We start from the raw sequence: 24,391 nt of genomic DNA on the forward strand, positions 1-24,391 counted from the left end.
ATCATCGATCATCGACCGCGCCGCAGCGCTCTTTACATGCCAGCCTCCAACGCCAGGGCTTTGGAAAAGGCGCGCACCTTGCAAGCCGACGTGCTGATTCTCGATCTGGAAGATTCAGTGGACCCGCAATCCAAGGAGACGGCGCGCGGCCAAGCCATGGCCGAACTGGCGAAGGGCGGCTTTGGCAGGCGCGAGACGGTGCTGCGCGTCAATGCGCTGACGACGCCCTGGGGGGTGGACGATCTGAAGGCGGCGGCGCATGGCAAGGCCGACGCCGTGTTGCTTTCCAAGGTGGAATCGGCCCACGACGTCCGCGAAGCGGAATCACTGCTGGCGGGAACCGACCTGTCGATTTGGTGCATGATCGAAACGCCCAAGGGCGTTCTGGCCGCGTCCGAGATCGCCCAGGCCTCCAAGCGCCAAGGCTGTTTCGTTCTGGGCACGTCCGATCTGGCCAAGGATCTGCGTTGCCGTCATACGCCAGACCGTCTGGCGCTGCTGTTCAGCTTAAGCCAGACGCTGCTGGCCGCCCGCGCCCATGGCTTGGCCTGCCTGGATGGCGTGCATCTTGATCTGTCCGACGATGTGGGGTTCGAGCGCGCCTGCCTGCAGGGCCGCGATCTGGGCTTTGACGGCAAGACGCTGATCCATCCCAAAACCATCGAAACGGCCAACCGCGTCTTCTCGCCCAGCGATCAGGACGTGGCGGCGGCCAAGAAGATCGTGGCCAGCTTCGAGGCGGCGAAGGCGCAAGGCAAGGGCGTTGTCGTAGTCGATGGCCGTCTGGTCGAACATCTGCATGTGCAAGAAGCGCTGCGCGTCCTGGCCTTGGCCGAGGCGATTGCACGCGGGGTCTGACCCCACTCGCTGCCAGACACCGGCGCTACTTAGATTTCAGACGCCAGACGCCGTCCCAATCCGGCGGCGGGTTGGCCTTCAGATATTCGCAGCGTTCGATATACATCTTCGCGCAGAAATCGTTGGGGTGCAGGCGAAGCGATTCGCGGAAGGCCTTTTCAGCTTCGTCGAACTGGCCGTGGCGGTATGACTGCACGCCAAAGCCGAAGGTGCTGAGCACGTCCATCATGTTGGGGAAGGTGGCGTCGGTGTGGAAGTCGACCACCTCGAACACCGCCACCGGCTGCGTCTTGCCCTTGACGATCACCTTGTCCACCTCGCGCATGCGATAAGTGCCCTTCAGGCGGGCCTTGGTGAATTCGCTGATCAACAGCTTGGCGCCATACTGCTTGGTGGCCGATTCCAAGCGCGAAGCCAGGTTCACGCCGTCGCCGATGACGGTGTAATCCATGCGTTTGGGACTGCCGATATTGCCCGACACGATATTGTCGGTATTAAGGCCGATGCCGATGTCGACCGGGCGCTTGCCCTCAGAGGCGCGCCGCTCATTGTATTTGGCCAGGCCTCGCAGCATGTCGAGGGCGGCGCGCATGGCGCGGTCCTCGTCATCGTCGTGTGGCAATGGCGTGCCGAAGATGGCCATGATGGCGTCGCCAATGAACTTGTCGAGCATGCCGCCTTCATTGGTGATGCAATCGACCATGATGGTGAAATATTCGTTCAGCAAAGCCACCGTGCCTTGCGGCCCCAGTTCCTCGGTCAGGGTCGTAAAGCCGCGAATGTCCGAGAACAAGACGGTGGCGATGCTGGATTGGCCGCCCATCACCGCCTCGCCGCCGGCCAGCAGCTTGTCGGCCAGCGTGGGGTCCATATAGCGGGCCATGGTCGATTTCATGCGCTTTTCTGAACTGATGTCCTCGATCATCAGCATGCTGCCCAGCTTCTTGCCGCTGGCGTCCGACAATGGCTCGAAGGTCAGGTTGGCGGAAATGCGCTCGCCCTCGATCTCCAACTCGGCGTCGATCATGGCGTCGCCCGCGCGCTCTTCTTCGCACTGCTTGATCTTGTCGAAAATCCAGTCATTGGGGGCTTGGAAGAAATCTGCGGCCGGGCGGCCCAGAATTTGCGCAGCTTCCACTTTCAAGATGCGCAAGCCCGAAGCGTTGCAGGTGACGATCTTGCCGTCCTCGTTCAAGGTCAGCACGCCGCTGGTCATCGATTCCAGGATCGATTCATTGTAGTTCTTGATGTTCTGGACGTCGTCGAACAGTTTGGCGTTTTCAAGGCCGATGGATATTTGCGAAACGAAGGCCTTCAGCCTCGCCTCATCCTCGGGCGAGAAGGCGCCGCCCCGCTTGTTCAAAACCTGAGTGACGCCGATGCCCTTGCCGTCCTTGTTCAGAACCGGCACGCACAAGATCGAGCGCGTGAAAAAGCCGGTCTTGCGGTCGAAGGCGGGGTTGAAGCGCAAATCGGCGTAGGCGTAGGGAATGTTGATGGTCTCGCGCGTCGTGAAGACGGCGCCCGCGATGCCTAGATGGTTGGGCAGCCTGATCTGCGTGGCGCCCAGCCCCTCGCCCACCATGGTGAACAGCTCGTTGGTCTTTTCGTCATTGATGAACAGGGTCGAGCGTTCAGCGTCCAGCATGCGGGTGATGGTGGCGATGATCTTCGAAAGCAACGGCCCCAGCTTCAATTCCGACGAAATGTCCGAGACGACGCTTAAGAACTCAAGCTCCTGCTTGCGCTTGCGCTCAAGGCCCTCGACGGTGTGCAGGCTTTCCAGGGCGATCGCCGCCTGCTCGACCGTGGCTTCCAACAGGTCCATGTCGGCCTGGGTGAAGTCGCCCGAAAACTTGTTGAGAAGCTGGGCGACGCCGATGCATTCGCCCTTCAGGTTGCGCAGCGGCACGCACAAGATGGATTTTGTGATGAAGCCGGTCATCTGATCGACCGACTTGTTGAAATGCGAATCCTGATAGGCGTCGTGGATCATGACGCCTTTGCCGGTGGTGAAGACGTGGCCCGCGATGCCGCTTGAATTCATGATGCGGATTTCGCGGGTGAACTTGCCCTCGGCGACCAGCGAATACAATTCGCCCGACGCCTCCTCGTTCATGAAGATGGCGCCGCGCTCGGTGCCGATCGATTTTGTGGTGATGTCGACCAGCGTGGCCAGCGCCTCAAGCAGATCGTGCGAGGCGGCCAAACGGTTCGAGACGTCAAGCAAAAAGCTGGCTTGGCGGGCGTTGGTCTTGGCCCCCGTCTTTCTTGCCTGAACCTGTTGCCTTGCCATCTCGTTCATGTGCCTGCCTCAAGCCGCTCTCTCAGCGCGGAAATAGCCCTTTGAAGTTCAACCGCCTCGGCGGCGAACTTGGCTTCGGCCTTGCGCATTTTTTCCTGGCTTTCAAAAGTTTGCAAGTCCAGCTTCGCCCTCAGCGCATCCGCCGTGCCCTTCAACTGGCGGATTTCCTCTTGCATCTCCAGGGATGCCTTCTGAACCCGTTCGGTTTCGCCGATGCGCTGTTTGTCCAACTCGTCGCGCAGGGCGTCGGCCATGGCGCGCAATTGCGCGATCTCGGCCTGAGCGTTGCCGACAACCTTCTGCGTGCGTTCGGACTCGCCGATGCGCTGCCTCTCAAGCTCGTCGCGCAGCGCGTTCACGGTCTCGCGAAGCTGGGAAATCTCGCCCTGGAAGTCGTTCTGGAGTTTCTGGGCGCGCTCTGCCTCGCCGATCTTCTGCTTGTCCATCTCGTCGCGCAGGGCGTTGATGGTGGCCTTCAGATGCGCGTTCTCGGCTTGGATGTCGTTGACCGCCCGCTGCACGGCGACCGTCTGCTCCCTGCGCAGCCGGTCGAGTTCGGCCCTCAGCCGGTCGGCTTCGTTCTGGTCTGACCGGGGGGCGACGGCGGCGTTTGGCTGCATCCAGGACACCTCAACAGAGCGCTGTTTTGCCCAAGTATAGCAGCTTTTCACCTGTTCGTGGAAATGTTAAGCTGAGGCTATGACAGGAGAAAGCGCTTCAGATCGCCGCAGATTTACCCGCCATGACGTATCCATCCCGGTTCGCATCAAGGATGGCGGGCGTGGCATTGAGGCCGAAACGGTCAACATTTCGGGTTGCGGTCTGGCGCTGAAGTTAGAGTCGTCCTTGCTGGCGGGCAGCAAGGTCAAGGTGGAAATCGGCGAGCTTGGCGAATTTGCCGCCGACATCGTGGCGGTCGGCGATACTGGTCGCCTGCGGCTTGACATTTCCGAGACCGAGCAGGCCCAACTAGCCGACGAGATCGTGCGCAAGCTGGCGCATCTGATGCCGGTTTAGAACGGCTTCTATATAAGCCGCTTGTCTCGTTCCAGCCTGATCTGAATGTCGTACCCCTTCAGGGTGAAATAGCGCCGCAGCAGCACGGCGGCGGCAATCGCGATCCAGGCCCCCATCACCGTATCGGACAGGTAATGCACCGTGATCATGACGCGGCTGAGCGCTATCAGGAAAGCCAGCACCAGATAGGCGGCGTCATAGCGAGGATAGATGAAATACAGCGCCATCATGGCGGCGAAAATGGCCTGCGAATGGCCGGACGGAAAGGAATTCATGCCCCATTGGGTGTTGAAGGGTTCGAATCCGTACATTCCTTGCTCGAACAAATGACGGGGCCGGATGCGCCCGATCAGATATTTCAGCAGATTGACCAACAGGCCCGACGTCACCATGACCAGAAGGGCGTAAAGGGCGGCGCGCCCCCAGGAGCGATAGCGCTGAAAATCGATGTTGCGCACCGACGAATGGGCCATGGTGCGCAAGATCAGAAGGGCGACGGCGGCCACCACCAGATAGCCGGTGGCGTCGCCCAGCACGGTAATGGTTTTAAAGAAGGACAAAGTCTCCGGCGAGACGCCCTCTTTCAGCGCCAGCGCCAGCGGCTTGTCGATGGCGACGTAGGAAAAGGCGCAAAAAACCAGCACATACAAGAATGACGCGGTCAGCGGCCAAGCCGCCGTCAAGCGTCTGATCTCGTGCAGGGCGATCTTCAAGGGGATCATCCGCCCTTCCCGGCCCGATACAGGCGCAAGGTGACGGGCTTGCCGCGCGAATAGTTGATGCCTTCGATTTTAGCCAGTTCCTCGACGTCGCTCAGGCCCAATGCAGCACGAAAGCCGATCTCTTCTCGCTCTTCCACCAAGGCCAGGGCGCCCTGATGGGCCAGGATATGCTCGGCGGCTGATTTTCCGCCATCGGCCAGCAGGGTGCGCGTTCCCAGCCAGAAGACCAGACTTGGTTCATGGTAACCGGCGGCGGCCACCGGCAAGGTTGCGCCCTGTGCGGCCACGGCTTCGGCGGCGCGCCTGCTGATCGCCAACTGGTCCAGCCTGGGCAGAATGGCGGCCAGGATCAGGGTAATCGCCAGCGCTCCGGCCAGACCGCCCTGGATCAAGGCCTTGGCGTGATGGCCGGTCCAGAGATGGCGGATGGCCAGGGCGCTGGCCAGCAAGGCGGCCAGGGCGGCGGGAATCGACCAAAGGGTAAAGCCGGACCCATACAGAATGGGGGCTGCGACGCTGGCGGCGGCCAGAATTAGGCCGATCAGCCCCCAAACGGCGGCCCAGGCTTTCAGGCCCTTGCCAATTTTTCCCTGATTCTCAAAGGCCCAGGCGGCGATCAAGAGGGCCAGGGCAGGATAAAGCGGCAGCACGTAATGGGGCAGTTTGGTGGGGATCAGTTCGAAGATCAGCCAGGACGGAACCAGCCAAGCCAGCAAAAAACGGTGATGAGGGGCCGCCCGCTCGCGCAGGGCGCGGCTCAGGGCGGGCCACAGCAGCAGCGATCCCGGCCACAAGAAGATCGAGGCCAGCAGCAGATACATGCCGGGGACGCCGCCATGCGATTCCTGGGCGCCCAGCAATTTGGGCAGCAGGTCCTTGCCCACGGCTTCGCCCATGAAGGCGCCGCCGGTGGCGCTGCTGATCGAGACCAGCCAGGGACCCACGATGGCAGAAGCCACCAGAAGCCCCATCAAGGGGCGCATTTTAACGAACCAAGCCAGATTGCGGTCGGCAATCGCCAGTGCGGCCAGGGTGACGGCGACGATCATGGGCAGGACGGGTCCCTTGATCAGCATGCCAAGGCCCAAAGCCAGCCAGAAGGCCAGGGCGACGCCATTGCCGGGCTGGGCGATGGCCTTGCCCCGCCCATGCAGATAGAACCAGCCCATGGATCCCATGACGGCGATCGAGACCGCCATCAGGGCAGCGTCGGTTTTGGCCTGATGGCCTTCCAGAATGACCATCAGCGACGAAGCCAGCACACCCGCCCCCAGCAAAGCGGCGGGCGGTCCGGTCAGGCGTTTTCCAAAATGATAGAGCAGCAGCACGCCCAGCCAGACCGAGAGCAGGGACGGCAGGCGATAGGGCCAGATGGCGGTACTTGCGGGCGATGAGAATGCGGCCACGCTGGCCGCCTGCGCCCAATAGATGCCCACCGGCTTTTTGTTGCGCGCCTCGTCTTGATACATGATGCGGATGTAATCGCCGCTTTCCAGCATTTGGCGCGTGGCCTGGGCGAAGCGCGATTCGTCGCGGTCCAGGGGCGGAATCTGCGCCAGGCCGGGGATCAGAACGCCCAGGCAAAGCAGGCTTAGGATCAGATAGGGTTTGAATCCCTGGAACAAGTGGCGGCATCCCATAAAAAAGAAACGGCCCCGCAAGGGGCCGCTTCCAAGATCGGAAACAGTAACCTTAGCGGGTCGGCACCGGCTTCTCGCCCGAATAGTCGTAGAAGCCGCGTCCGGTCTTGCGGCCCAGCCAGCCCGCCTCGACATATTTCACCAGCAGCGGGCAGGGGCGGTATTTGGTGTCGGCCAGACCGTCGAACAGAACTTGCATGACGGCAAGGCAGGTGTCCAGACCGATAAAGTCGGCCAGTTCCAGGGGACCCATCGGGTGGTTGGCGCCCAGCTTCATGGCGGTGTCGATGGCGTCGACCGATCCCACGCCCTCATACAGCGTATAAACAGCCTCGTTCAGCATGGGCAGCAAGATGCGGTTGACGATGAAGGCCGGGAAATCCTCGGCGCTCACCGGCACCTTGTGCATCTGCAGCGTCAGTTCGCGCACGCTGGCGAAGGTGCCTTCGTCGGTGGCGATGCCGCGAATCAGCTCGACCAATTGCATCAGGGGCACCGGGTTCATGAAATGCATGCCCATGAACTTGCCGGGCCGGTCGGTCGACGACCCCAGGCGGGTGATCGAGATCGACGAGGTGTTGGAGGCGATCAGGGCTTCCGGCTTCAGATACGGGCACAGCTTGGCGAAAATCTCTTTCTTGACCGCTTCCTTCTCGGTGGCGGCCTCGATCACCAGATCGCAGTCGGCGAACAGCTTGTAGTCGGTGCCGGTTTCGATCAGGGCCTGCGCTTTCACCTTGTCGGCTTCGGTGATCTTTTCCTTGGAAACCTGACGGGCCATGTTCTTCTCGATGACCTTCAGGCCCGCCTGCAGGCGGTCGTCGGAAAGATCGACCAATTTCACGGAAAATCCCGACAGGGCCGCCACATGGGCGATGCCCGACCCCATCTGGCCCGAGCCGATGATGCCTAATTTCTTGATCATGATGGACGATCCTTGCGAAGAGTTGGGCGAGATGTGGTTCATGGAAGATCAGAGAGCCTTTGAGAGTTCAGGGACTGCCTGAAACAGATCCGCCACCAGTCCGTAGTCGGCCACCTGGAAGATGGGGGCCTCTTCGTCCTTGTTGATGGCGACGATGACCTTGGAATCCTTCATGCCCGCCAGATGCTGGATGGCGCCCGAAATGCCGACGGCGACGTAAAGTTCGGGAGCGACGATCTTGCCGGTCTGGCCCACCTGCAAATCGTTGGGGGCGAAGCCCGCATCGACGGCGGCCCTGGAAGCGCCCACGGCGGCGCCCAGCTTGTCTGCCAGTTCTTCCAGCATTTTGAAGTTTTCCTGGCTGGCCATGCCGCGCCCGCCCGAAACGATGATGCGCGCCGCCGTCAGTTCCGGCCGCTCGCTTTTGGTGATCTCGGCCGAGACGAAGCTGGACAGATCACAAGCGATTGCGCCGCCCACGGTCTCGATGGCGGCTGAACCGCCGCTGTCGGCAGCCGCGTCAAAGCCGGTGCCGCGCACGGTGATCACCTTGATGGCGTCCTTCGACTGCACGGTGGCCAGCGCGTTGCCCGCATAGATGGGGCGCACGAAAGTATCGGCGGACACGACGGCGCAGATGTCGGAAATCTGGGCGACGTCGAGCAGGGCGGCCAGGCGGGGCAGCACATTCTTGCCCGTCGTGGTGGCCGATGCCAGCACATGGCTGTAATTCTTGGCCAGACCGACCAGCAAAGGCGCCAGCGCCTCGGCCAGGGGGTGGGCCAGGGCCGCGTCGTCGGCCAGCAAGACTTTGGCGACGCCAGCGATCTTGGCGGCGGCTTTGGCGACCGGCCTGCAATTGGAGCCAGCCACCAGAAGATGGATGTCGCCGCCGATCTTCTGCGCGGCGGTGACGGTATTGAGGGTGGCGGGCTTCAGGCTCGCATTGTCGTGTTCGGCAATCACAAGAAGAGCCATGTCAGATCACCTTCGCTTCGTTCTTGAGCTTATCGACCAGTTGGGCCACGTCGGCCACCTTGACGCCCGCTTGGCGCTTGGCGGGTTCGCTCACCTTCAGCGTGACCAGACGAGGCTGGGTGTCGACGCCCAGCGCATCCGGGGCCACCGTCTCGATCGGCTTCTTCTTGGCCTTCATGATATTAGGCAGCGACGCGTAGCGCGGCTCGTTCAGGCGCAGGTCGGTGGTGACGATGGCGGGCAGCTTGACCTTGATGGTCTCAAGGCCGCCGTCGATTTCGCGGGTCACCAGGGCTTGGCCGTCTTCCAAAACGATCTTGGAGGCGAAGGTGGCCTGCGCCCAACCCATGAGGGCGGCCAGCATCTGGCCGGTCTGGTTGGCGTCGTCGTCGATGGCCTGCTTGCCCAGGATCACCAAGCCGGGCTGCTCCTTCTCGCACAGGGCCTTCAGGGCCTTGGCGACGGCCAGCGGCTGCAATTCGTCATCGGTTTGCACCAGGATGCCCCGGTCGGCGCCCATGGCCAGCGCGGTGCGGATGGTTTCCTGACAGGCGGCGGGACCCATGGAGACGGCCACGATCTCGGCGGCCTTTCCGGCCTCCTTCAGGCGAACCGCTTCCTCGACGGCAATTTCGTCGAATGGGTTCATCGACATCTTGACGTTAGCCGTCTCGACGCCTGTTTGATCGGATTTGACGCGGATCTTGACGTTGTAATCAATCACGCGCTTAACGGCGACCAGGACCTTCATCTTTTCCCGCAGCCTTTCATGAAATGGGGCCGTCCAGGTTGGTGCCTACCCGAAAGCGGCATTCGAATACCAGTATATGCACCGCACAATAACCGCGGCCTTCTGGCCTGTCAACGCGGCTAATTCCCGTTTTCGCCTAGTCCCGGAGGGGACACGCCATCCTCGACCGGTTTGTCCTGAAGTTCCATGGCCTTGCGCTCAAGATCGCGATAGGCCTTGAAGGCGAAGGGGATCGAGATGGCATAGACGATCTCGATCAGGGGCAGGGTGACCCAGGGCGCCGTGACCATGAAGGCGGCCAGCAGGGCCAGAACCAGAAAGCCCGGCAAGATGTAAGGATGGGGGATGCGCAAGCCCTTGAGCGAGAAGGTGGGAACGCGGCTAACCATCATGAAGGCGACGGCGATCATCACCAGCCCGACCACCAGGGGGCTGGAAAAAAAGGCCTCTCCCAGCTCGAAGGACAGCATCAGGGGCAGCAGGGCCAATCCGGCGGCGGCAGGGGCGGGCACGCCGGTAAAGAAGTTGTAGGCGTAGGGTGGCAGGTTCGCTTGGCCGATCATGGTGTTGAAGCGGGCCAAGCGCAGGGCCGAGCAGACCACGAACAAAAGGGCCAGCGCCCAGCCGGGACTGCCCGCGTCCTTCAGGGTCCAAAGATACATAACCATGGCGGGGGCGACGCCGAAACAGACGAAATCGGACAGCGAGTCAAGCTCGGCACCGAAGCGCGAGGTCACCTTCAAAAGCCTGGCGATCCGTCCGTCCAACCCGTCAAGAATGGCGGCCAGCAGAACGGCGAAGACGGCATGTTCCCATTTGGCTTGCAGGGCGAAACGGATGGCGGTCAGGCCTGCGCATAAGGCCAGCAGGGTCAGAATGTTGGGAATCATGTGATTCAGCGGGGGGCCTTTCAGCCTTGGAATGCCCCGGCGCTTCTTGCGCTTGTACCCGTGATTGCCGCTTTCTTCTTGCATCAGCGGATCTCGCCCGATCTGGCCGGCTCCGTCCCAACCAAATCGGCCAGCACGGTTTCGCCCGCGATGGCGCGCTGGCCCACCGCCACCAGCGGGGTAGTCCCCACCGGCAGATAGACATCGACGCGGCTGCCAAAACGGATCAGGCCGAACCGTTCGCCGGTGCGAAAGGTCTGTCCTTCGGAAATCGGACAAACGATGCGCCTTGCGACCAAGCCCGCGATCTGCACGAAGGCCAAGTCGCGCCCATCGTCCAGATCAAGGCGCACCGACATGCGCTCGTTGTCGTCGCTGGCCTTGTCGAGGCTGGCGTTCAAGAACAAGCCGGGGCGGTAGAACTTCACACCCACCTTGCCCGCATGCGGGATGCGGTTCACATGCACGTCGAAAACCGACATGAACACGCAAATCCGGGGACGCGCCGCTTCGCCCATGCCCAGTTCGGCGGGCGGCTTGGCTTCGTCGATCAGTTGCACGAATCCGTCGGCGGGGCTGATCACCAAGCCTTCGCGGGTGGGCGTCACGCGATCCGGGTTGCGAAAGAAATAGACGCACCACAAGGTAAGGACCGCGCCGGGCAAGACCAGCGGCGCCCACAGCCAGTACAGGACCAGCGTGCCGACGGCAAACAGGGTGATGAAGGGCCAGCCTTCGGGATGGATGGGGACAAGGAGATATCGTTTCAGCATGATGGGGTTATAGAACAAGCCGGGGCGGCTGAGTAGTCCGGAATTGCGTCCCGGACTCGGTTAAAAGGATATAATCAGTCATTTTCATGCGCGATTCCCTTGTGATAGTGTGACGCCGCCATGACAAGCCTGGATTTGCCGCCCGAAGCCGCCAGCCGCCCCATCCCGCTTCACCGCCTGGGACGGGACGCCGATGGCCGGGTGGTGCTGCGCGAGCGCGCCGGGCCGGTCAGATTCGAATTTAGCTATTTAGGTCAAACGGTTCACGGCGAAATCGAAGATAGCGAAACCCATTCCCGCTTAAGACTGCGGGCGGAATTGGGGCGCATTCCCTATTCGGCGGAATCGAAGGATTGGCGTCAGAACGTGCTGGCGCTGGTCGAATCGGCCAACGAGGCGCTGGCGGGCGCCGTGCGCACGACGCCCGACCAGCGGATCGTGGCGGTCTATGACGACGAATTGATGTCGCCGATGACCGGGGCCATGATGATCGGCGCCATCACCCATTTCCTGCTGCGCATCCGCCCCTACCTTGAGCTGATCTTGATGATCGCGCCCCGGGTCAGAAGAACCCGCAAAGCCTTCACCTTCCCCAAACGCGTTGCCTGAAATCAGGCTGCGCTCAGGCCCCCGATTCCCGTCATGAAGATGCCTGGCATCAGAAAGGCCAGAAATTGGTTGCCGATTCCCATCAGCTCGGCCTGACGCAGCACTTTGTTGGCTTGTCGCTTGCCGCAGGGCATGACGCGCACCCCATCGGGGCGGGCGGGCAGGTCGTTGCGCTGTTCCAGGGCGGCCACGATATGGTGCGCGCCCTCGATCCTGTCGGCCGCCACCACGGCGACCAAACGGTGATCGGAAAAAACCGTCCATAATTTGCGGTTCATGAGAAGTCTCCAGTCTTCGACATCTTGAATCCGGCCCTGTTCATGGGGCCGGGGCTTGTTTCAAGCGTCAGGAGACGGGGGCGCCCTGGGGGCTGCTTTGCTGTGGCGCGCCTGCGGCTCGTCCAAGGGCGGGGCCGCGGTTCCATATTCGGCCGAATATAGGGGAAAGTCGATCTTGACCAGGGCCGCCTGGGCGGCGGGGCCGTCCAAGCCGCCTTGCAACAGGGGCAGGCAGAAAACGCAGAACGACGCCGCATGACCAGCCTGGTTGGCGGGAATTTGATCGGCGCCGGGTCCGACGGCGGTCATGCCGAAGGCGGTGCAGATATAGGTCTGGCTGACCAACTGGCTGAGCGGAGCGGCCGCCTGGGCAGGCATCAAGGCCCCGGCAATCAGATTGAATGCCAGTAGATACAAGCCCGTCCAGGCCATGGCTTTGCGGCGCGTGCGCATCATCGGGCCAAGGTAGGCAAGCCTTCGGGGGCTGTCAATGGCGGGGGGTTACTTATTCCCCAGCAGGAACAGGCCGTTTTCGCCGAACAGATTGGCTTTCCAGTCGGGCGGCGTGAAGGCGCGCGTGCGGCCCGAGGAATCGATGGCGATGCCTTTTTCGATCCTGGCGCCGATGGCCTCGGTCAGGTCGGCGAAATCGTCGATGGTGCACAGATGGATATTGGGCGTGTCGTACCAGGCGAAACCCAGGCTTGAGGTGACGGGCATGCGCCCATGCACCAGCAGGCTTAAGCGCACCCGCCAATGGCCGAAATTGGGCAGGCTGACGATGGCGCGGCGACCGATGCGCAGCATCTGCTCCAGCACTTCGCGGGGATTGCGCGTCGCTTGCAGTGTTTGCGACAGAATCACGTAATCGAATGCCTGCGCCGGATAATCCTTAAGGTCGGTGTCGGCGTCGCCTTGGATGACCGACAGGCCCTGGCGCACCGCGCCCGAAACGCCGCTCATCGACAATTCGATGCCGCGCCCATCGACCTTTTTGGTTTCTCGCAGGAATTTCAGCAATTCGCCCTCGCCGCAGCCGACGTCCAGCACGCGCGTCTTGGGGGCCACCATGTCGGCGATCATGCGCAGATCGAAGCGAAGCTGCGAAGGATTCATCCAAGCCCCCGCTGTTCGGCAGCACCATCCAGGAAGCCCTGAAGGGTGCGGTGGAATTCAGGTTCGTCCAGCAAAAAGGCGTCATGGCCCTTGTCGGATTCGACTTCGACGAAGCTGACATTGGCCGCAACAGCGTTCAGCGCATGCACGATGGCCCTTGATTCCTGGGTGGGAAACAGCCAGTCGCTGGTAAAGGAGATCACGCAAAAGCGCGTCTGCGTTCCCTTGAAGGCGTTGGCCAGCTTGCCGCCGTTCTCGGCCGCCAGATCGAAATAGTCCATCGCCCTGGTGATGTACAAATACGAGTTGGCGTCGAAACGCTCGACGAAAGTGCTGCCCTGATGGCGCAGATAGCTTTCGATCTGGAAATCGGCGTCGAAGCCATAGGTCACGTTCGCCCGGTTCTGCAGCTTGCGTCCGAATTTGCGGTGCAGGGCCACTTCGGACAGATAGGTGATGTGGGCGGCCATGCGCGCCACCGACAGGCCGCGATGGGGATTGGTGCCGTGCTCCAGATAGTCGCCGCCCATCCAGTCGGGGTCGGCCATGATGGCTTGGCGTCCCACTTCGTGAAAGGCGATGTTCTGGGCCGAATGACGATAGCTGGTGGCGATCGGCAGGGCCGCGAAGACCCGCCTGGGATGGCTGGCCGCCCATTCCAGGACCTGCATGCCGCCCATAGAGCCGCCGATCACGCAGAATAATTGCTCGATTCCCAGATGATCCAGCAACAAGGCCTGGGCATTCACCATGTCGCCGATGGTGATCACCGGAAAAGAAAGCCCCCAGGGCTTGCCGGTGTCGGGATTGATCTCCATGGGGCCGGTGGTGCCCATGCATCCGCCTAACACATTGGCGCAAATCATGAAATAGCGGTCGGTGTCGAACAGGTTGCCTGGCCCCAGCAGCGTATGCCACCAGCCCGGCTTGCCGGTGACCGGGTGGGGATCGCCCAGATATTGATCGCCGGTCAGGGCGTGGCAGACCAGGATGGCGTTCGATTTGTCGGCGTTCAGCGCGCCATAGCTGCGCCAAGCCACGGTGACGCGGTCCATCACCACCCCGCAGTCAAGCTTTAAGGGGCCCAACTCGGCGGTCGAGCAGGCCTTGGTTCTGGGGTCGGTCACGCCGGGGGCAAGGGCAGGCGGCAGATTCATGATGGAAGAGACCTAGGGCGGGGGCACCCCCCTGTCAATCCCTTTGATTTCACGCGCCTGGGGGGATAAAACGGTTTCCCTTAACTTTCACAGCCGGACCATGAGCAAAGCCCCCACCCTTGCCAGCCTGCGCAAACAGATCGACGGCATCGACACCAAGCTGCACGACCTGTTGATGCAGCGCGCCTTGGTCGTTGAATCGGTCGGCGAGCTTAAAAAGGCCCAGAAGCTGGGAGCGCCCTTTCGCCTGGGCCGCGAAGCCGAGATCCTGCGCCGCCTGAAAGCCCGCCACCAAGGCCAACTGCCCTACCCGGTCATCGCCAGGCTGTGGCGCGAGATCATCGCCAGCTTCACGCAGTTGGAGGCGGCCTATGCGGTCGCGGTCTGCCAGACTTCGAGCGAGGCCCCGGTGCGCGATCTGGCGCGCGATCATTATGGCGGCGGGGTGGCTTTGCTCCCCTATGCCCAACCTGGACCCGCCCTGGTGGCCTTGTCCGAGGGCAAGGCGGTGCAGGCCGTTTTGTCCATGCCCAGGCCGGATGACGAAACCCCCTGGTGGTCGATGCTGATGGACGGCGCCCAAGCGCCGCGCATCGTGGCCCGCCTGCCTTTTGCCGGAACCCAGGGGCCGGGGCGCGAGGCGCTGGTGGCCGCCCTGTTCCCGCCCGAGCCTTCGGGCGACGACGTGACCTTGCTGGGCATCGAAACCAACGAACCGGCCAGCCGCACCGGCTTGAAAACCGAGTTGGAGAAGGCGGGCTTCGCCCAGCCTCGCCTGCTGGCCGCCGGGCGTTATGGGGCCAAATCGCTGGCCCTGGCCGAAGTCGACGGTTTCGTCGAGGCGCAGGACGCCCGCCTAGCCACCCTTTCAATGCCCCGCGTCCTGGTGCTGGGCGCCTATGCCAGACCCATTCTCGAATAGACCGGAGTTTTCTGATGACCCTTCCCCAGCCCCGTCCCGGCATCATGGACATCGCGCCCTATATCGGCGGCGAGTCGAAAATTCCCGGCGTTGCGCGCGTGATCAAGCTGGCCTCGAACGAGGGTGCCCTGGGTCCCAGCCCGGCCGCCATCGAGGCCTACAAGACGGTGGCTGGCGATCTGCACCGCTATCCCGACGGCGGCTGTTCGGAACTGCGCAAGGCCTTGGGCGCTCGCTGGGGCCTTGATCCGGCGCGCATCGTCTGCGGTGCCGGTTCGGACGAACTTCTGGGTCTGCTGTGCCGCGCCTATGCCGGTCCTGGCGATGAGGTTCTGTATTCGGCGCATGGATTCTTGATGTATCCCATCGCCGCCAAGACGGCGGGAGCGACGCCCGTCACGGCGCCCGAAACCGATTTGACCATGAGCGTCGACGCCCTGCTGGCCAAGGTAACGCCCAAGACCAAGATCGTCTTTGTCGCCAACCCCAATAATCCGACCGGCACCTATGTGTCGATCAGCGAGATCGAGCGGTTGCGCAAGGGTCTGCCCGACCATGTGCTGCTGGTCATCGACGCCGCCTATGCCGAGTTCGTCAGCAAGAACGATTACGCCGCGGGCAACGAGTTGGTGGATCAGGGGTCCAACACCGTAGTCACCCGCACTTTCTCGAAAATCTACGCCCTGGGTTCGGTGCGTCTGGGCTGGGCCTATTGCCCGCCCAATGTGGCCGACGTGCTGAACCGCGTGCGCAATCCGTTCAACGTGTCGGCACCCGCCCAGGCGGCGGGGCTGGCGGCGCTTGGAGACGAGAAATTCTTCGCGCTGTGCAAGGCCCACAACGACATGTGGCTGCCTTGGTTGTCGCAGGAGCTGAAGGCGATGGGGCTGCAACTGACCGACAGCGTCGGCAATTTCGTGCTGGTGCGCTTTCCCAAGGCCTGCGGCAAGACCGCCGACGAAGCCGACAAGTTCCTGACCTCGAAAGGCATCATCGCCCGCAAGATGGGCGGCTATGGCCTGCCCGACGCGCTTCGCATCACCATCGGCCAGGATGACGAGATGAAGGCGGTGGCGGCGGCCATGAAGGAGTTTCTGGCGTCGTGAGTTCAACCAAACTGTTCAACAAGATCGCCCTGATCGGCATCGGCCTGATCGGCTCGTCGATCGCGCATGCCGTGAAGAAAAACGGCTTGGCCGCCAGTGTTTCGGTGGGCGACGTCAGGCAAGATCACTGCGACAAGGCCCTTGAATTGGGTTGCTGCGATCAGGCCAGCACCAATCTGGCCTTGGCGGTGAAGGACGCCGATCTCGTCTTGCTGTGCGTGCCCATCGGGGCCAATGCCGAAGTGGCCGAAAAAATCGCGGCCCATTTGAAGCCCGGCGCCATCGTGTCGGATGTCGGCTCGGTCAAGCAGGCCGTGGTCCGCGACGTGGGGCCGCTGCTGCCCGAAGGCGTGCATCTGGTGCCCGGCCATCCGATCGCGGGCACGGAATTCTCCGGCCCCGAAGCGGGCTTCGCCGAGTTGTTCCAGGGCCGCTGGTGCATTCTGACGCCGCCCTCCGGCACCGCCGAGGAGGCCACCGCCAAGGTGACGGCGCTGTGGCGGGGCATGGGTTCGATGATCGAAATCATGGACCCGTCGCACCACGACATGGTGTTGGCCATCACCTCGCATCTGCCGCATTTGATCGCCTACACCATCGTGGGCACGGCCAGCAATCTGGAAGAGAGTTTGAAGGGCGAAGTGATCCGCTACTCGGCCAGCGGTTTTCGCGACTTCACCCGCATCGCCGCCTCGGACCCCATCATGTGGCGCGACGTGTTTTTGAACAATCGCGACGCCGTGTTGGAAATGCTGCAACGATTCTCGGAAGACCTGACCGCGTTGCAGCGCGCCATCCGCTGGGGCGAGGGCCAAGTGCTGGAAGACCTGTTCACCAGAACCCGCGCCATCCGCCGGGGCATCATCGAGGCCAAGCAGGATAGTTAGCTGTCAGCTATCAGCGGTCAGGCATCAGCAAGAAAGCTGATGGCTGAGTGCAGCTCCTCGACGCGACAAATGGAAATGGACAAACATAATTCCTCACCCTGAGGAAGCCGCGAAGCGGCTGTCTCGAAGGGTGGGCGAAAGGAACAAGAGAGCATTTACGGATACTCATCCTTCGAGACGGGCCTTCGGCCCTCCTCAGGATGAGGGAAAATTCATGTCGGCATCTGGCTCAAGTCCACTTCAAGCGCCGAAGGACCCTGAATGCTTATTCCTCAATCCATGGCGGGTTGGGCAGTCTTGCCAAGCGGGCCGGGCCGATGAACAGATCGCGGCCTTGAAGGGTCAGCGGCAGACGCATCATGCCGTTGTCGGGATCGGGCGGTTCCTTGGCCAGCACCGCCAGCGCCAGCTTGACCGGCAGCGCGTTCGCCTCTTCGATCCATCCCCGTTCGGCCAGGGCATCGACCATTTCGAAAACGCCCTTGGCCTTCAGGCCGAAGGGGGCAATGGGCATCAATTGGCGGTCAAGCGCCAGGGTGCCGTCGCCGTCCAGGACCATTGGTCCCCATTCGGCGTGCAGGGCATCGACATTCAAAATCCCTCCGGCATCGCTCCAGGCGGTCAGCGGTATGGCTTTCAGGCTGCTGGGAACCGGACCGCGCAGCGACAAGTTTATATGGGCCGCTTTCACCATCTCGCTTGAAATCCCCCCGGCCTCGGGGGGCAGGGTCAGGGCTTCGAGAGCCAAGGACAGGCTGGCGGTTGGCGTGGTCAGGTCGTCGGGCGGCACATCGCGCCGGTGTGCTGCGTCCAGGACAAGGCGGCCCAGGCCCAGCGGCTGCGGGAAGAAACCGCTGACCGTCGCCCGCTCGAGCGTCAGATGCAGGGTCTCGAAACCGTTGGCCGAAAAGTTCAAGCTGGCCTCAGCCGTTTCGAAGACAAGGTTCGCCTGCTTGCCCCGATAGTCCAGGCGATGCGCTCCATGTGCTTCAAGGTTCAGCAAGCCGGGAGCCAAGGGGCTGATGCGCGCCGCTACTTCGTCTGGACCATGCCAAGCGAAAGGCTGTTTGCCTTCCCGCGACACGACGGGCTTGGCGACGATCAGGTCGATGCGCATGGGGAATCCGGAAGCGCTGACACCTTCATGGGTAATATTGAAATTTGCGCCGCGCCTGGCTTCGATCCAGCGTTCCAACTCGGCCTTGGCGGCCTCCGCCGCCTGATTCCACCAAAGGCCGTACAGGCCGGTCGAGATGGCCAGGGCGGCCAGGATCAGGCCCAGGCGGCGATTTTGCCGCCTCATGGTAGCTGGTCGCGGGGTTTGGCGTATTGCGGCCAATGCAAGGCCACCACATTGCCGTCGCTTTTCAAGGCATGGCAGCGGTCGATGATGCTGGGCTTCTTGCGGTCGGGCTTTTGGGCCTCCTTGGCTTCGCGCACGCTCCACAGCGTTTGGTAGGCGGTGGTCAGCACCACGCCCATCAGTTCGTTCAGATGCGTGCAGCCTTTGGGGCCGCCGAACATGTCCTCGACCACTTCCAGAAAATCCGAGCCGAGGCGCATGCCGGTCAGGCGGGCGAAGGCCGGGGCGGCGCCCGCGCAAACCGAAAAGGGCGCGTGGTCGGTGCTGGCCGCCGCTTCGTGAATCAGGAAAGTCTCGTCCACCGTCACCCTGACCGACATGCCATGCAGGCACTTGCCGGGGGCCAGAACGCCGATTTCAAGATTTTCATAGGGCACGTCCTTCACGTCGTTTAGTTCAGCTTCAATGTCCCACAGGCCGTCGTCGCGCCGATAGCCCTCGGCGACGATGCGCCTTGTGTGGTGGCGCTGGCGGCTGGCTGGCGGCGGCAAGGGCATGGGGAAGGAACCTCGACAGGTCGTCTGCGTGAAGATATCGTCAGTTTACAAGCCGCCCTTTCCCCCGGTCAAGAAAGCCAGATCGCATGACGCAAGCCCAAGATCCAGCCATCATCGCGGCCAAGCTGCTCGAACGCGACCAAATGGCCCGCTTACTCGGCGTAGAACTGGTCGAGGTGGGTTTGGGGCGCTGCGTGCTGAGGATGACGTGCGGGGCTGCGCATTTGAACGGTTACGGCGGCGGGCACGGCGGCGCCATTTTCGCGCTGGCCGACGTGGCCTTCGCCATCGCCTCGAATTCGCGCGGCCACATGGCGGTCGGCATCGACGCCCATATCGCCTATTTCGTCGGCGTCAAGGAAGGCGACGTTCTGTACGCCAGAGCCAGCGAGATCAATCGGTCGCGACGACTTGGGACCTATCGCATCGACGTCGAACGCGCCGACGGCGTGCTGGCGGCGGCTTTTACCGGCACGGTCAGCGTCAGCGAGAAACCGGCTTTCTGATTTATGCCTCGCCTTCGCTGGCGGGCAGGGTGAAGTAGAAGGTCGATCCCTGGCCCAGGGCTGATTCCAGCCACATGCGCCCGCCATGGCGTTCGATGACGCGACGGCACAGGGACAGGCCGATGCCTTCGCCGGTTGCGTGGCTGGGCGGGCTTAGTCGCCTGAAAACCTGGAAGACGTCGCTGGCGTAGCGCGGATCGATGCCGATTCCGTTGTCCTTGACCGAGATCATCCATTCGCCGTCGCGCCGTTCGGCGGCAATCCTGATCGCGGGCCTTGCGCCTTGGCTGCGGAATTTCAGGGCATTGTCGATCAGGTTTCGAAAGACGTCGGCGATCTGCTCGGCGTTCACAAAAGCCTTGGGCAGGAAATTCACCTCGATTTCGGCCTGGGTCAGCCTGATCTGTTCGCGCAGCATGTCGAAGGCCCTCTTGGCCAGCAGGTCAAGATCGACCATCTCGCGATTCGCGACGCCCTCGCCGATGCGCGCATATTCTTGCAAACCTTCGACTTGAATCTGCATCCGTCTGGCGGCGGCCACCAGATAGCCCAGGTAATCTTTGATTTCCTTGTCATAGGAATTGCTGAGATGACGCTCGAGCAGTTGCGAGAAGCTGACGATGCTGCGCACCGGTTCGGCCAGGTCGTGGGCGGCGGCGTGGGTGAAGCGTTCAAGCTCGCTGTTGGTTTCCATCAGCCGCTCGACGGTGACGGCCAAGGAATGCCTGGCGACCGCGCGCTCGGTAATGTCTTCCTGGGAAACGATCACGCGGTCCAGCCGAGTGCGGCTGGCGGGCAGAACCAGCCAATGGATCAGGACGTCGCGCGTCTCGCCGGTCAGGGTCTTGACCTCGCTTTCGAAGGCCAGTTCGTTCTTGCCGCTCCAGATGGCCATCAGTTCCAATTTGAACCCGCGCAGCGAGGCGGGCGTGAATATCCGAGACAGATCGCCCAGCAATTCCGATTTGCTGGCCGCGCCATGCATGCGAAGGGTGGCGTTGTTCACATCGATGACGCGGATCAAGGAGGCGCATTCATGAATGAAATTCGGATGGGCCTCGATATAGGCTTCAAGATTGTCGGTTTGGGCGCGAAGCTCCTCAAGCCGCTCCTTCAATGGCGAAAAGTCCTCTTCCCACAGGGCGATCGGCGAATAGGTGAACAATTCTCGGTAACGTTCCTCGCTGGCCTTCAACTCGGCGACGTTCTTGTTCAGCGCCGCCTGCATTTCTGCCAAGGTGCGCACCAGAAGGCCGAATTCGTTTTGCGCGTGCTGCATTTCCAGGTCACTTAGAATGGCCGTTTCTTCCTGGCCTTTGCCCAAGCGGTGCGCGAAAAGGGTCAACTTGCCCAAGGGAGCGGCGATCAGTCCACGCAAGATGGCGTAGAGATAGGCCGACGCCGCCAGCACCAAAAGCAGATTGGCCAGCCCGAAAACAAGGGCGTTCTCGACGGCCTTGTCCTTGATGTGCGCGTCGGTGGCATGGACCAGCAAAGTGCCGATGACCAATTCCCGGTCCTTGTAGCGCTTGACCAAGGGAAAGCTGCGACTGAAGACGGCGCCGTCTCTGGGGACGCCGGCCTGGCTCAGCTTGGCGCCTCCGGGATCATGCACTTCAACGTGGACGACGTTGGGCAGACGGCCGATGCCCATGACGAGAAGGGAAAGCCGGTCCCTGTCTTCCAGCCAGGCGGTTTCGGTCAGGCTGCCCAGATATCCTTCCTCGATCTGGGTGAAGACCTCCTCGATCTTGCGCGATTCGTCGCGATATTCGATGAAGACGGCGGCGAAGGTGGCCATGAGCGCGAACAGACCGCTGACCAAGGCCAGACGAAGCATCAACTGGCGGGCGACCGACTTTTGAACAGGCGAGAGCTGCATAGACACTCTAGGGCTCCAGGCGCGGCGGCTGACCCAGCCCTTTGAAGGCTTCCCGGGCAATGGCCTGATAACTGCCATCCGCCTTCATGGCGGCCAGCTCCCTGGCGAGTTCGGGCGCCAGGGCGGCATGTTTGCGATTGAGATAGATGAACATCGGCACGCGAGCCAGCGGCGGCTCCGAAACGACGAGTTTCAGCCCGCTCTGGCGGGCCTGCCACAGGGCCTGCCAGCGCTCGTGCAAGGCCAGATCCACTTTTTCCGCCTTCAGCAAGGCGAAAAGCTGTTCGGCATCCTTGGCCAGCAGCAATTCGCGGGCGGGCTTCAGGTTTTTGTCGAAAATCTGCCAGCCGATAATGTAGCTGACGCGATAGGGGGCGATGCTGTCCCAACTGGCGGTCTTGGGGGCGCCGCTTAGGCCGCAAGCAACGAAATCGTTGATGAAGATGGGTTCTTGCACCCTGACCAAGTTGGAGAACTTCGCCTCAAGCCCTTCGACCCGGGCGGCGATGCCGTCATCGACGCCGTCGTCGGCCAGGGTGATGGCGCGTCCCGACGCCTTGTTGACGACCAGTTCGGCATCGATGTTGAGGCGCTTGAACAATTTGGGGATCAGGATGTCGGTAAAGCCCTTGCGATCTGCCGTCGTCCACGGTTCGGCCATGCCGGTGGACAGGGTCAGGCGCGCCTGGGCCAGCGCCGCATTCGCAAATCCCAAGGTCAGAACCACCGCCGCCATGCCCATGAACAAGGTCACGGCTTGGCGACGACTTGAGTCCTGCCTCGTCTTGGGACGGGCATGCGGCATGGCGAAAGTTCCTCATCAATCGATGATCAGATGTTTACAGTTTACGCCCTCCTGGGGCGGAGACAAAAAGAAAAGAAGGTTATAATCGGGCAAAAACAGGCCTTGACGGGCGGTTGGCGCATTCTTGGTCAGGCCGCATTATGGTCAGGACATGGGCGTGGCGATGTCTTCGCCAGTCAGCAGGCTTAGCTGTTCGCGCGACGGATTGGCGATGGCGGCCAAGCGATTGGCTTGGCGGGTCAACGACGCTTCGAAGGCGTTGCGCGCCGTTCGCCCATTGCCGAAATGCCGATCTCGGCCCTTATGCAGCTTGGCGAACATGTCCAGGGCCTTTTGTCGGGCCTCCGCATCCAGTTTGTAGCCGCCGTCATGGGACAGTTTCTCGAAAATCTCGAGCAGTTCCGGCGGGCTGTAATCGGGAAAGTCGAAGTAGCGCGAGAAACGCGAGCGCAGGCCCGGATTGGCCTCGATGAAGGTTCGCATCGGCTGGGGATATCCGGCGGCGATCACGGCTAGGTCGGCCCTTTGATCCTCCATCGACTTCAGAAGCACGGCAATCGCTTCCGAGCCGAAATCGTTCGAGGTTCCCTCCTTGGCCAGGGCATAGGCCTCGTCGATGAACAAGATGCCGCCCTTGGCCTTGTCGATGGCTTCGCGCGTTTTTACCTCCGTCTGGCCGATATACTGGCCGACCAAGCCGGAACGGTCGGTCTCGATCAACGTGCCGGTGGACAGAATGCCCATATGGGCGTAGATGCGGCCCAGCAGGCGGGCCACCGTCGTCTTGCCGGTGCCGGGATTGCCGGTGAAGACCAGATGCAGCGAAACGGCGGGCGCCGGCAGGCCTTGCTCCAGGCGCAATTGCCGGATGCGCAGCAAGTTGATCATGGTGCCCACTTCTTCCTTGATGTTGCCAAGGCCGATCAGGGCCTCCAACTCGGCCCGGCAGGCGTCGAGATTGTCGGGAGGCTTGACTGGGGCGGCTGGGGCGGCAGGCGTCGCGGCATGATTCTCCACAATCTTGCGCTTGCCAAAAACCGGCCGGGGCTTGCCATACACATCCAAAACTGGCGGCGGGGCGAGGCTGTCGTTGGAAAAGGGCGGAGGAGGAGGGGGCTGGGGCTTGTCCGGCCCCAGAATGGCGGCGGCGACGCTGCGAATCCTAGCGATGTAAGCCGTCAGGGCTTTGGTTTCGATTTCCGACACTTGGTCGTCGGCGGCCAGGGCCAGCAAGCCGATGGTCTCGAAGGCCTCGATCATGCGCTTGGCGACGCCTTCGCGGCTCTTCTGATCCATCTGGATGGCGCATTCGACCAGCAGCGGCACTTGTTGAGAAAAACCGTTCAGCGTTTTCGCGTGCACCTGCATTTGGTTGGTCAGGGAGACGACCGACTCCTGGCGTCCCAGCACGGCATTAAGGAAAGAAACTTCGCCGGGATGAATGACGCCGTCGGTCGAAAACAGCCAGACCGTGAAGAACAGGATGTCGGTTTCGACGAGTTGCTCGGGCGTTGGCCTTGCGGCAAAGGGCACCCAGCAGCCTGCGGCCTCAAGGCGCTTGGCATCGGCAAGCGCCTGCTTCACCAAATAAGCGGCTTGTTGGGCGAGATGGGCCGTCATGGTTGCACCGCGGCTTTTGTGAACTGTGGCCAGTCTGCTGGTTTCGCCGCTGGCCTGCAACTGGCCAAAGTCAAGCGCTTGGTAATTAGCTTTTGATGAGCGCGGCCAGGGCGGGCGCTTTCAAGATGCGCACGTTGCCCCGCTTGGTTTCGATCCAGCCCTGCTTGGCCATCCGTCCCAGCAGACGGGCCACTACTTCGCGCGTGGTGCCGATATGTCCGGCGATCTCCTGCTGCGTCATGCCAACGGCGCATTCCGCCGAGGCATGCAGCAGCAGAAAACTGGCCAGCCGCTGATCCAGCGTATGGGAATGCACCTGTTCGAGTTCCCCCATCAGGCGAAAGACCAGCGTCGAAAGGGCTTCCACGGTCAGGCCCTGAACCGATGGTTCGCTTTCGAACAAGCTGCGATAGACCGGGCCGGGCACGACGGCGACGGTGGTCGCCCTTTCGGTCTGCACCCAGGCCGGATAGAGCAAGCGGTTGAACAGGCTGTTGAGGGCCAGGATGCAGGTCTCGCCGGGTTCGATCAGATACAAGGTGGCCTCGCGCCCCGCTGGCGTATAGGTGAAGACGCGCAACCGGCCTTCCAGCACGAAATAGGCGCCCGAGACATTCTGGCCCTTGTCGATGATGACGTTGCCGCCCTTGAACCGGTGCGTGGCCGCACCCTGTTTCAGCAGGGCCTTTCCCTTCTCGGAAAGGGCGCGGAACGCGGCCACCTTGTCCAACCCAGCCATGGGCCTCCCCCTCTTCCAAATGGAATTGGGGGATGATAGGCCGAT

The 24,391-nt window shown here is 62.1% G+C and carries 26 protein-coding genes; 7 read left to right on the forward strand and 19 right to left on the reverse strand.

Annotated features, from left to right (window positions below; translation table 11 throughout):
- Nucleotides 1-3: 3 nt before the first annotated feature.
- Nucleotides 4-858, forward strand: coding sequence for a CoA ester lyase (locus tag HQL44_07110; GenBank protein MBF0268345.1), 855 nt, complete (start codon nt 4-6; stop codon nt 856-858).
- A 25-nt stretch (nt 859-883) separates the two neighbouring features.
- On the opposite strand, the gene HQL44_07115 is transcribed toward HQL44_07110, so the two are convergent.
- Together HQL44_07115 and HQL44_07120 are read right to left on the reverse strand one after the other, a co-directional pair.
- A complete protein-coding gene (locus tag HQL44_07115; GenBank protein MBF0268346.1) occupies nt 884-3,163 on the reverse strand; it encodes a GAF domain-containing protein in 2,280 nt (759 codons plus the stop codon).
- The gene (locus tag HQL44_07120) at nt 3,160-3,783 is read right to left on the reverse strand and encodes a hypothetical protein (GenBank protein MBF0268347.1); all 624 of its coding nucleotides are present in this window, start codon (nt 3,781-3,783) and stop codon (nt 3,160-3,162) included. Before HQL44_07120 ends, HQL44_07115 begins: the two co-directional genes overlap by 4 nt.
- A gap of 79 nt (nt 3,784-3,862) precedes the next feature.
- Here HQL44_07120 and HQL44_07125 point away from each other — a divergent pair, with 79 nt between their 5' ends.
- Entirely contained in the window at nt 3,863-4,180 is a 318-nt protein-coding gene (locus tag HQL44_07125) for a PilZ domain-containing protein (GenBank protein ID MBF0268348.1), read from the forward strand.
- A gap of 8 nt (nt 4,181-4,188) precedes the next feature.
- Here the strand turns inward: HQL44_07125 and HQL44_07130 are convergent, their stop codons facing one another.
- From HQL44_07130 to HQL44_07160, 7 genes are all read right to left on the reverse strand, one after another.
- The gene (locus HQL44_07130) at nt 4,189-4,902 is read right to left on the reverse strand and encodes a phosphatase PAP2 family protein (protein MBF0268349.1); all 714 of its coding nucleotides are present in this window, start codon (nt 4,900-4,902) and stop codon (nt 4,189-4,191) included.
- Nucleotides 4,899-6,542, reverse strand: a complete 1,644-nt coding sequence (locus tag HQL44_07135) for a glycosyltransferase family 39 protein (protein MBF0268350.1) — start codon at nt 6,540-6,542, stop codon at nt 4,899-4,901. Before HQL44_07135 ends, HQL44_07130 begins: the two co-directional genes overlap by 4 nt.
- A 52-nt stretch (nt 6,543-6,594) precedes the next feature.
- The gene (locus tag HQL44_07140; GenBank protein ID MBF0268351.1) at nt 6,595-7,467 is read right to left on the reverse strand and encodes a 3-hydroxybutyryl-CoA dehydrogenase; all 873 of its coding nucleotides are present in this window, start codon (nt 7,465-7,467) and stop codon (nt 6,595-6,597) included.
- Nucleotides 7,468-7,515: 48 nt separating this feature from the next.
- Nucleotides 7,516-8,445: an electron transfer flavoprotein subunit alpha/FixB family protein gene (locus HQL44_07145; GenBank protein MBF0268352.1), complete on the reverse strand. Its 930-nt coding sequence runs from the start codon at nt 8,443-8,445 to the stop codon at nt 7,516-7,518.
- A gap of 1 nt (nt 8,446) precedes the next feature.
- Complete coding sequence (locus tag HQL44_07150; GenBank protein MBF0268353.1) at nt 8,447-9,196, reverse strand: electron transfer flavoprotein subunit beta/FixA family protein; 750 nt, start codon at nt 9,194-9,196, stop codon at nt 8,447-8,449.
- Nucleotides 9,197-9,315: 119 nt separating this feature from the next.
- On the reverse strand, nt 9,316-10,170 hold the full coding sequence (gene pssA / locus HQL44_07155; GenBank protein ID MBF0268354.1) for a CDP-diacylglycerol--serine O-phosphatidyltransferase: 855 nt from the start codon (nt 10,168-10,170) through the stop codon (nt 9,316-9,318).
- The gene (locus HQL44_07160) at nt 10,170-10,859 is read right to left on the reverse strand and encodes a phosphatidylserine decarboxylase (protein MBF0268355.1); all 690 of its coding nucleotides are present in this window, start codon (nt 10,857-10,859) and stop codon (nt 10,170-10,172) included. The genes pssA and HQL44_07160 overlap by 1 nt, the downstream gene beginning before the upstream one ends.
- A gap of 120 nt (nt 10,860-10,979) precedes the next feature.
- Here HQL44_07160 and HQL44_07165 point away from each other — a divergent pair, with 120 nt between their 5' ends.
- Nucleotides 10,980-11,468, forward strand: coding sequence for a hypothetical protein (locus HQL44_07165; protein ID MBF0268356.1), 489 nt, complete (start codon nt 10,980-10,982; stop codon nt 11,466-11,468).
- 2 nt (nt 11,469-11,470) lie between these two features.
- On the opposite strand, the gene HQL44_07170 is transcribed toward HQL44_07165, so the two are convergent.
- From HQL44_07170 to HQL44_07185, 4 genes are read right to left on the reverse strand one after another with little or no spacing between them, the layout of a single operon-like run.
- Nucleotides 11,471-11,746, reverse strand: a complete 276-nt coding sequence (locus HQL44_07170; protein MBF0268357.1) for a hypothetical protein — start codon at nt 11,744-11,746, stop codon at nt 11,471-11,473.
- 60 nt (nt 11,747-11,806) lie between these two features.
- Nucleotides 11,807-12,202 (reverse strand): hypothetical protein, encoded by a 396-nt coding sequence (locus HQL44_07175; GenBank protein ID MBF0268358.1) that lies wholly within the window; start codon nt 12,200-12,202, stop codon nt 11,807-11,809.
- Nucleotides 12,203-12,247: 45 nt separating this feature from the next.
- A complete protein-coding gene (metW, locus tag HQL44_07180) occupies nt 12,248-12,862 on the reverse strand; it encodes a methionine biosynthesis protein MetW (protein ID MBF0268359.1) in 615 nt (204 codons plus the stop codon).
- Nucleotides 12,859-14,019 (reverse strand): homoserine O-acetyltransferase, encoded by a 1,161-nt coding sequence (locus tag HQL44_07185; protein ID MBF0268360.1) that lies wholly within the window; start codon nt 14,017-14,019, stop codon nt 12,859-12,861. Before HQL44_07185 ends, metW begins: the two co-directional genes overlap by 4 nt.
- A gap of 100 nt (nt 14,020-14,119) precedes the next feature.
- Here HQL44_07185 and pheA point away from each other — a divergent pair, with 100 nt between their 5' ends.
- From pheA to HQL44_07200, 3 genes are read left to right on the forward strand one after another with little or no spacing between them, the layout of a single operon-like run.
- Nucleotides 14,120-14,941: a chorismate mutase gene (gene pheA, locus HQL44_07190; GenBank protein MBF0268361.1), complete on the forward strand. Its 822-nt coding sequence runs from the start codon at nt 14,120-14,122 to the stop codon at nt 14,939-14,941.
- Nucleotides 14,942-14,955: 14 nt separating this feature from the next.
- Nucleotides 14,956-16,047, forward strand: a complete 1,092-nt coding sequence (locus tag HQL44_07195) for a histidinol-phosphate transaminase (GenBank protein ID MBF0268362.1) — start codon at nt 14,956-14,958, stop codon at nt 16,045-16,047.
- Nucleotides 16,044-16,934, forward strand: a complete 891-nt coding sequence (locus HQL44_07200) for a prephenate/arogenate dehydrogenase family protein (protein MBF0268363.1) — start codon at nt 16,044-16,046, stop codon at nt 16,932-16,934. The genes HQL44_07195 and HQL44_07200 overlap by 4 nt, the downstream gene beginning before the upstream one ends.
- 265 nt (nt 16,935-17,199) lie before the next feature.
- On the opposite strand, the gene HQL44_07205 is transcribed toward HQL44_07200, so the two are convergent.
- Both HQL44_07205 and HQL44_07210 read right to left on the reverse strand, forming a co-directional pair.
- On the reverse strand, nt 17,200-18,237 hold the full coding sequence (locus tag HQL44_07205) for a DUF2125 domain-containing protein (GenBank protein MBF0268364.1): 1,038 nt from the start codon (nt 18,235-18,237) through the stop codon (nt 17,200-17,202).
- A complete protein-coding gene (locus HQL44_07210) occupies nt 18,234-18,794 on the reverse strand; it encodes a DUF2889 domain-containing protein (protein ID MBF0268365.1) in 561 nt (186 codons plus the stop codon). Before HQL44_07210 ends, HQL44_07205 begins: the two co-directional genes overlap by 4 nt.
- An 86-nt stretch (nt 18,795-18,880) precedes the next feature.
- Here HQL44_07210 and HQL44_07215 point away from each other — a divergent pair, with 86 nt between their 5' ends.
- Nucleotides 18,881-19,300 carry a hotdog fold thioesterase gene (locus HQL44_07215; GenBank protein MBF0268366.1) on the forward strand — a complete coding sequence of 140 codons (420 nt, stop codon included), beginning with the start codon at nt 18,881-18,883 and terminating at the stop codon, nt 19,298-19,300.
- A 1-nt stretch (nt 19,301) separates the two neighbouring features.
- Here the strand turns inward: HQL44_07215 and HQL44_07220 are convergent, their stop codons facing one another.
- The 4 genes from HQL44_07220 to HQL44_07235 all read right to left on the reverse strand — a co-directional run bounded on the left by HQL44_07220 (nt 19,302) and on the right by HQL44_07235 (nt 24,346).
- Nucleotides 19,302-21,188, reverse strand: a complete 1,887-nt coding sequence (locus tag HQL44_07220) for a GHKL domain-containing protein (GenBank protein ID MBF0268367.1) — start codon at nt 21,186-21,188, stop codon at nt 19,302-19,304.
- A 1-nt stretch (nt 21,189) separates the two neighbouring features.
- The gene (locus HQL44_07225; protein MBF0268368.1) at nt 21,190-21,924 is read right to left on the reverse strand and encodes a transporter substrate-binding domain-containing protein; all 735 of its coding nucleotides are present in this window, start codon (nt 21,922-21,924) and stop codon (nt 21,190-21,192) included.
- 207 nt (nt 21,925-22,131) lie between these two features.
- A complete protein-coding gene (locus tag HQL44_07230; protein MBF0268369.1) occupies nt 22,132-23,607 on the reverse strand; it encodes an AAA family ATPase in 1,476 nt (491 codons plus the stop codon).
- An 85-nt stretch (nt 23,608-23,692) separates the two neighbouring features.
- Entirely contained in the window at nt 23,693-24,346 is a 654-nt protein-coding gene (locus tag HQL44_07235) for a Crp/Fnr family transcriptional regulator (protein MBF0268370.1), read from the reverse strand.
- Nucleotides 24,347-24,391: the final 45 nt, after the last annotated feature.

This window comes from Alphaproteobacteria bacterium, assembly GCA_015231795.1.
In the GTDB taxonomy this organism is placed as follows: Bacteria; Pseudomonadota; Alphaproteobacteria; order Rhodospirillales; family WMHbin7; genus WMHbin7.

What these genes read in the sequence shown, in the direction of transcription:
- HQL44_07130 (MBF0268349.1), bottom strand. Translation starts at nt 4,902, where the DNA reads ATGATCCCCTTGAAGATCGCCCTGCACGAGATCAGACGCTTGACGGCG.
- HQL44_07115 (MBF0268346.1), bottom strand. Translation starts at nt 3,163, where the DNA reads ATGAACGAGATGGCAAGGCAACAGGTTCAGGCAAGAAAGACGGGGGCC.
- HQL44_07145 (MBF0268352.1), bottom strand. Translation starts at nt 8,445, where the DNA reads ATGGCTCTTCTTGTGATTGCCGAACACGACAATGCGAGCCTGAAGCCC.
- pssA (MBF0268354.1), bottom strand. Translation starts at nt 10,170, where the DNA reads ATGCAAGAAGAAAGCGGCAATCACGGGTACAAGCGCAAGAAGCGCCGG.
- pheA (MBF0268361.1), top strand. Translation starts at nt 14,120, where the DNA reads ATGAGCAAAGCCCCCACCCTTGCCAGCCTGCGCAAACAGATCGACGGC.
- HQL44_07215 (MBF0268366.1), top strand. Translation starts at nt 18,881, where the DNA reads ATGACGCAAGCCCAAGATCCAGCCATCATCGCGGCCAAGCTGCTCGAA.
- HQL44_07135 (MBF0268350.1), bottom strand. Translation starts at nt 6,542, where the DNA reads ATGGGATGCCGCCACTTGTTCCAGGGATTCAAACCCTATCTGATCCTA.
- HQL44_07210 (MBF0268365.1), bottom strand. Translation starts at nt 18,794, where the DNA reads ATGCCCTTGCCGCCGCCAGCCAGCCGCCAGCGCCACCACACAAGGCGC.
- metW (MBF0268359.1), bottom strand. Translation starts at nt 12,862, where the DNA reads ATGAATCCTTCGCAGCTTCGCTTCGATCTGCGCATGATCGCCGACATG.
- HQL44_07160 (MBF0268355.1), bottom strand. Translation starts at nt 10,859, where the DNA reads ATGCTGAAACGATATCTCCTTGTCCCCATCCATCCCGAAGGCTGGCCC.
- HQL44_07230 (MBF0268369.1), bottom strand. Translation starts at nt 23,607, where the DNA reads ATGACGGCCCATCTCGCCCAACAAGCCGCTTATTTGGTGAAGCAGGCG.
- HQL44_07150 (MBF0268353.1), bottom strand. Translation starts at nt 9,196, where the DNA reads ATGAAGGTCCTGGTCGCCGTTAAGCGCGTGATTGATTACAACGTCAAG.
- HQL44_07175 (MBF0268358.1), bottom strand. Translation starts at nt 12,202, where the DNA reads ATGATGCGCACGCGCCGCAAAGCCATGGCCTGGACGGGCTTGTATCTA.
- HQL44_07205 (MBF0268364.1), bottom strand. Translation starts at nt 18,237, where the DNA reads ATGAGGCGGCAAAATCGCCGCCTGGGCCTGATCCTGGCCGCCCTGGCC.
- HQL44_07235 (MBF0268370.1), bottom strand. Translation starts at nt 24,346, where the DNA reads ATGGCTGGGTTGGACAAGGTGGCCGCGTTCCGCGCCCTTTCCGAGAAG.
- HQL44_07225 (MBF0268368.1), bottom strand. Translation starts at nt 21,924, where the DNA reads ATGGGCATGGCGGCGGTGGTTCTGACCTTGGGATTTGCGAATGCGGCG.
- HQL44_07120 (MBF0268347.1), bottom strand. Translation starts at nt 3,783, where the DNA reads ATGCAGCCAAACGCCGCCGTCGCCCCCCGGTCAGACCAGAACGAAGCC.
- HQL44_07125 (MBF0268348.1), top strand. Translation starts at nt 3,863, where the DNA reads ATGACAGGAGAAAGCGCTTCAGATCGCCGCAGATTTACCCGCCATGAC.
- HQL44_07170 (MBF0268357.1), bottom strand. Translation starts at nt 11,746, where the DNA reads ATGAACCGCAAATTATGGACGGTTTTTTCCGATCACCGTTTGGTCGCC.
- HQL44_07195 (MBF0268362.1), top strand. Translation starts at nt 14,956, where the DNA reads ATGACCCTTCCCCAGCCCCGTCCCGGCATCATGGACATCGCGCCCTAT.
- HQL44_07140 (MBF0268351.1), bottom strand. Translation starts at nt 7,467, where the DNA reads ATGATCAAGAAATTAGGCATCATCGGCTCGGGCCAGATGGGGTCGGGC.
- HQL44_07165 (MBF0268356.1), top strand. Translation starts at nt 10,980, where the DNA reads ATGACAAGCCTGGATTTGCCGCCCGAAGCCGCCAGCCGCCCCATCCCG.
- HQL44_07185 (MBF0268360.1), bottom strand. Translation starts at nt 14,019, where the DNA reads ATGAATCTGCCGCCTGCCCTTGCCCCCGGCGTGACCGACCCCAGAACC.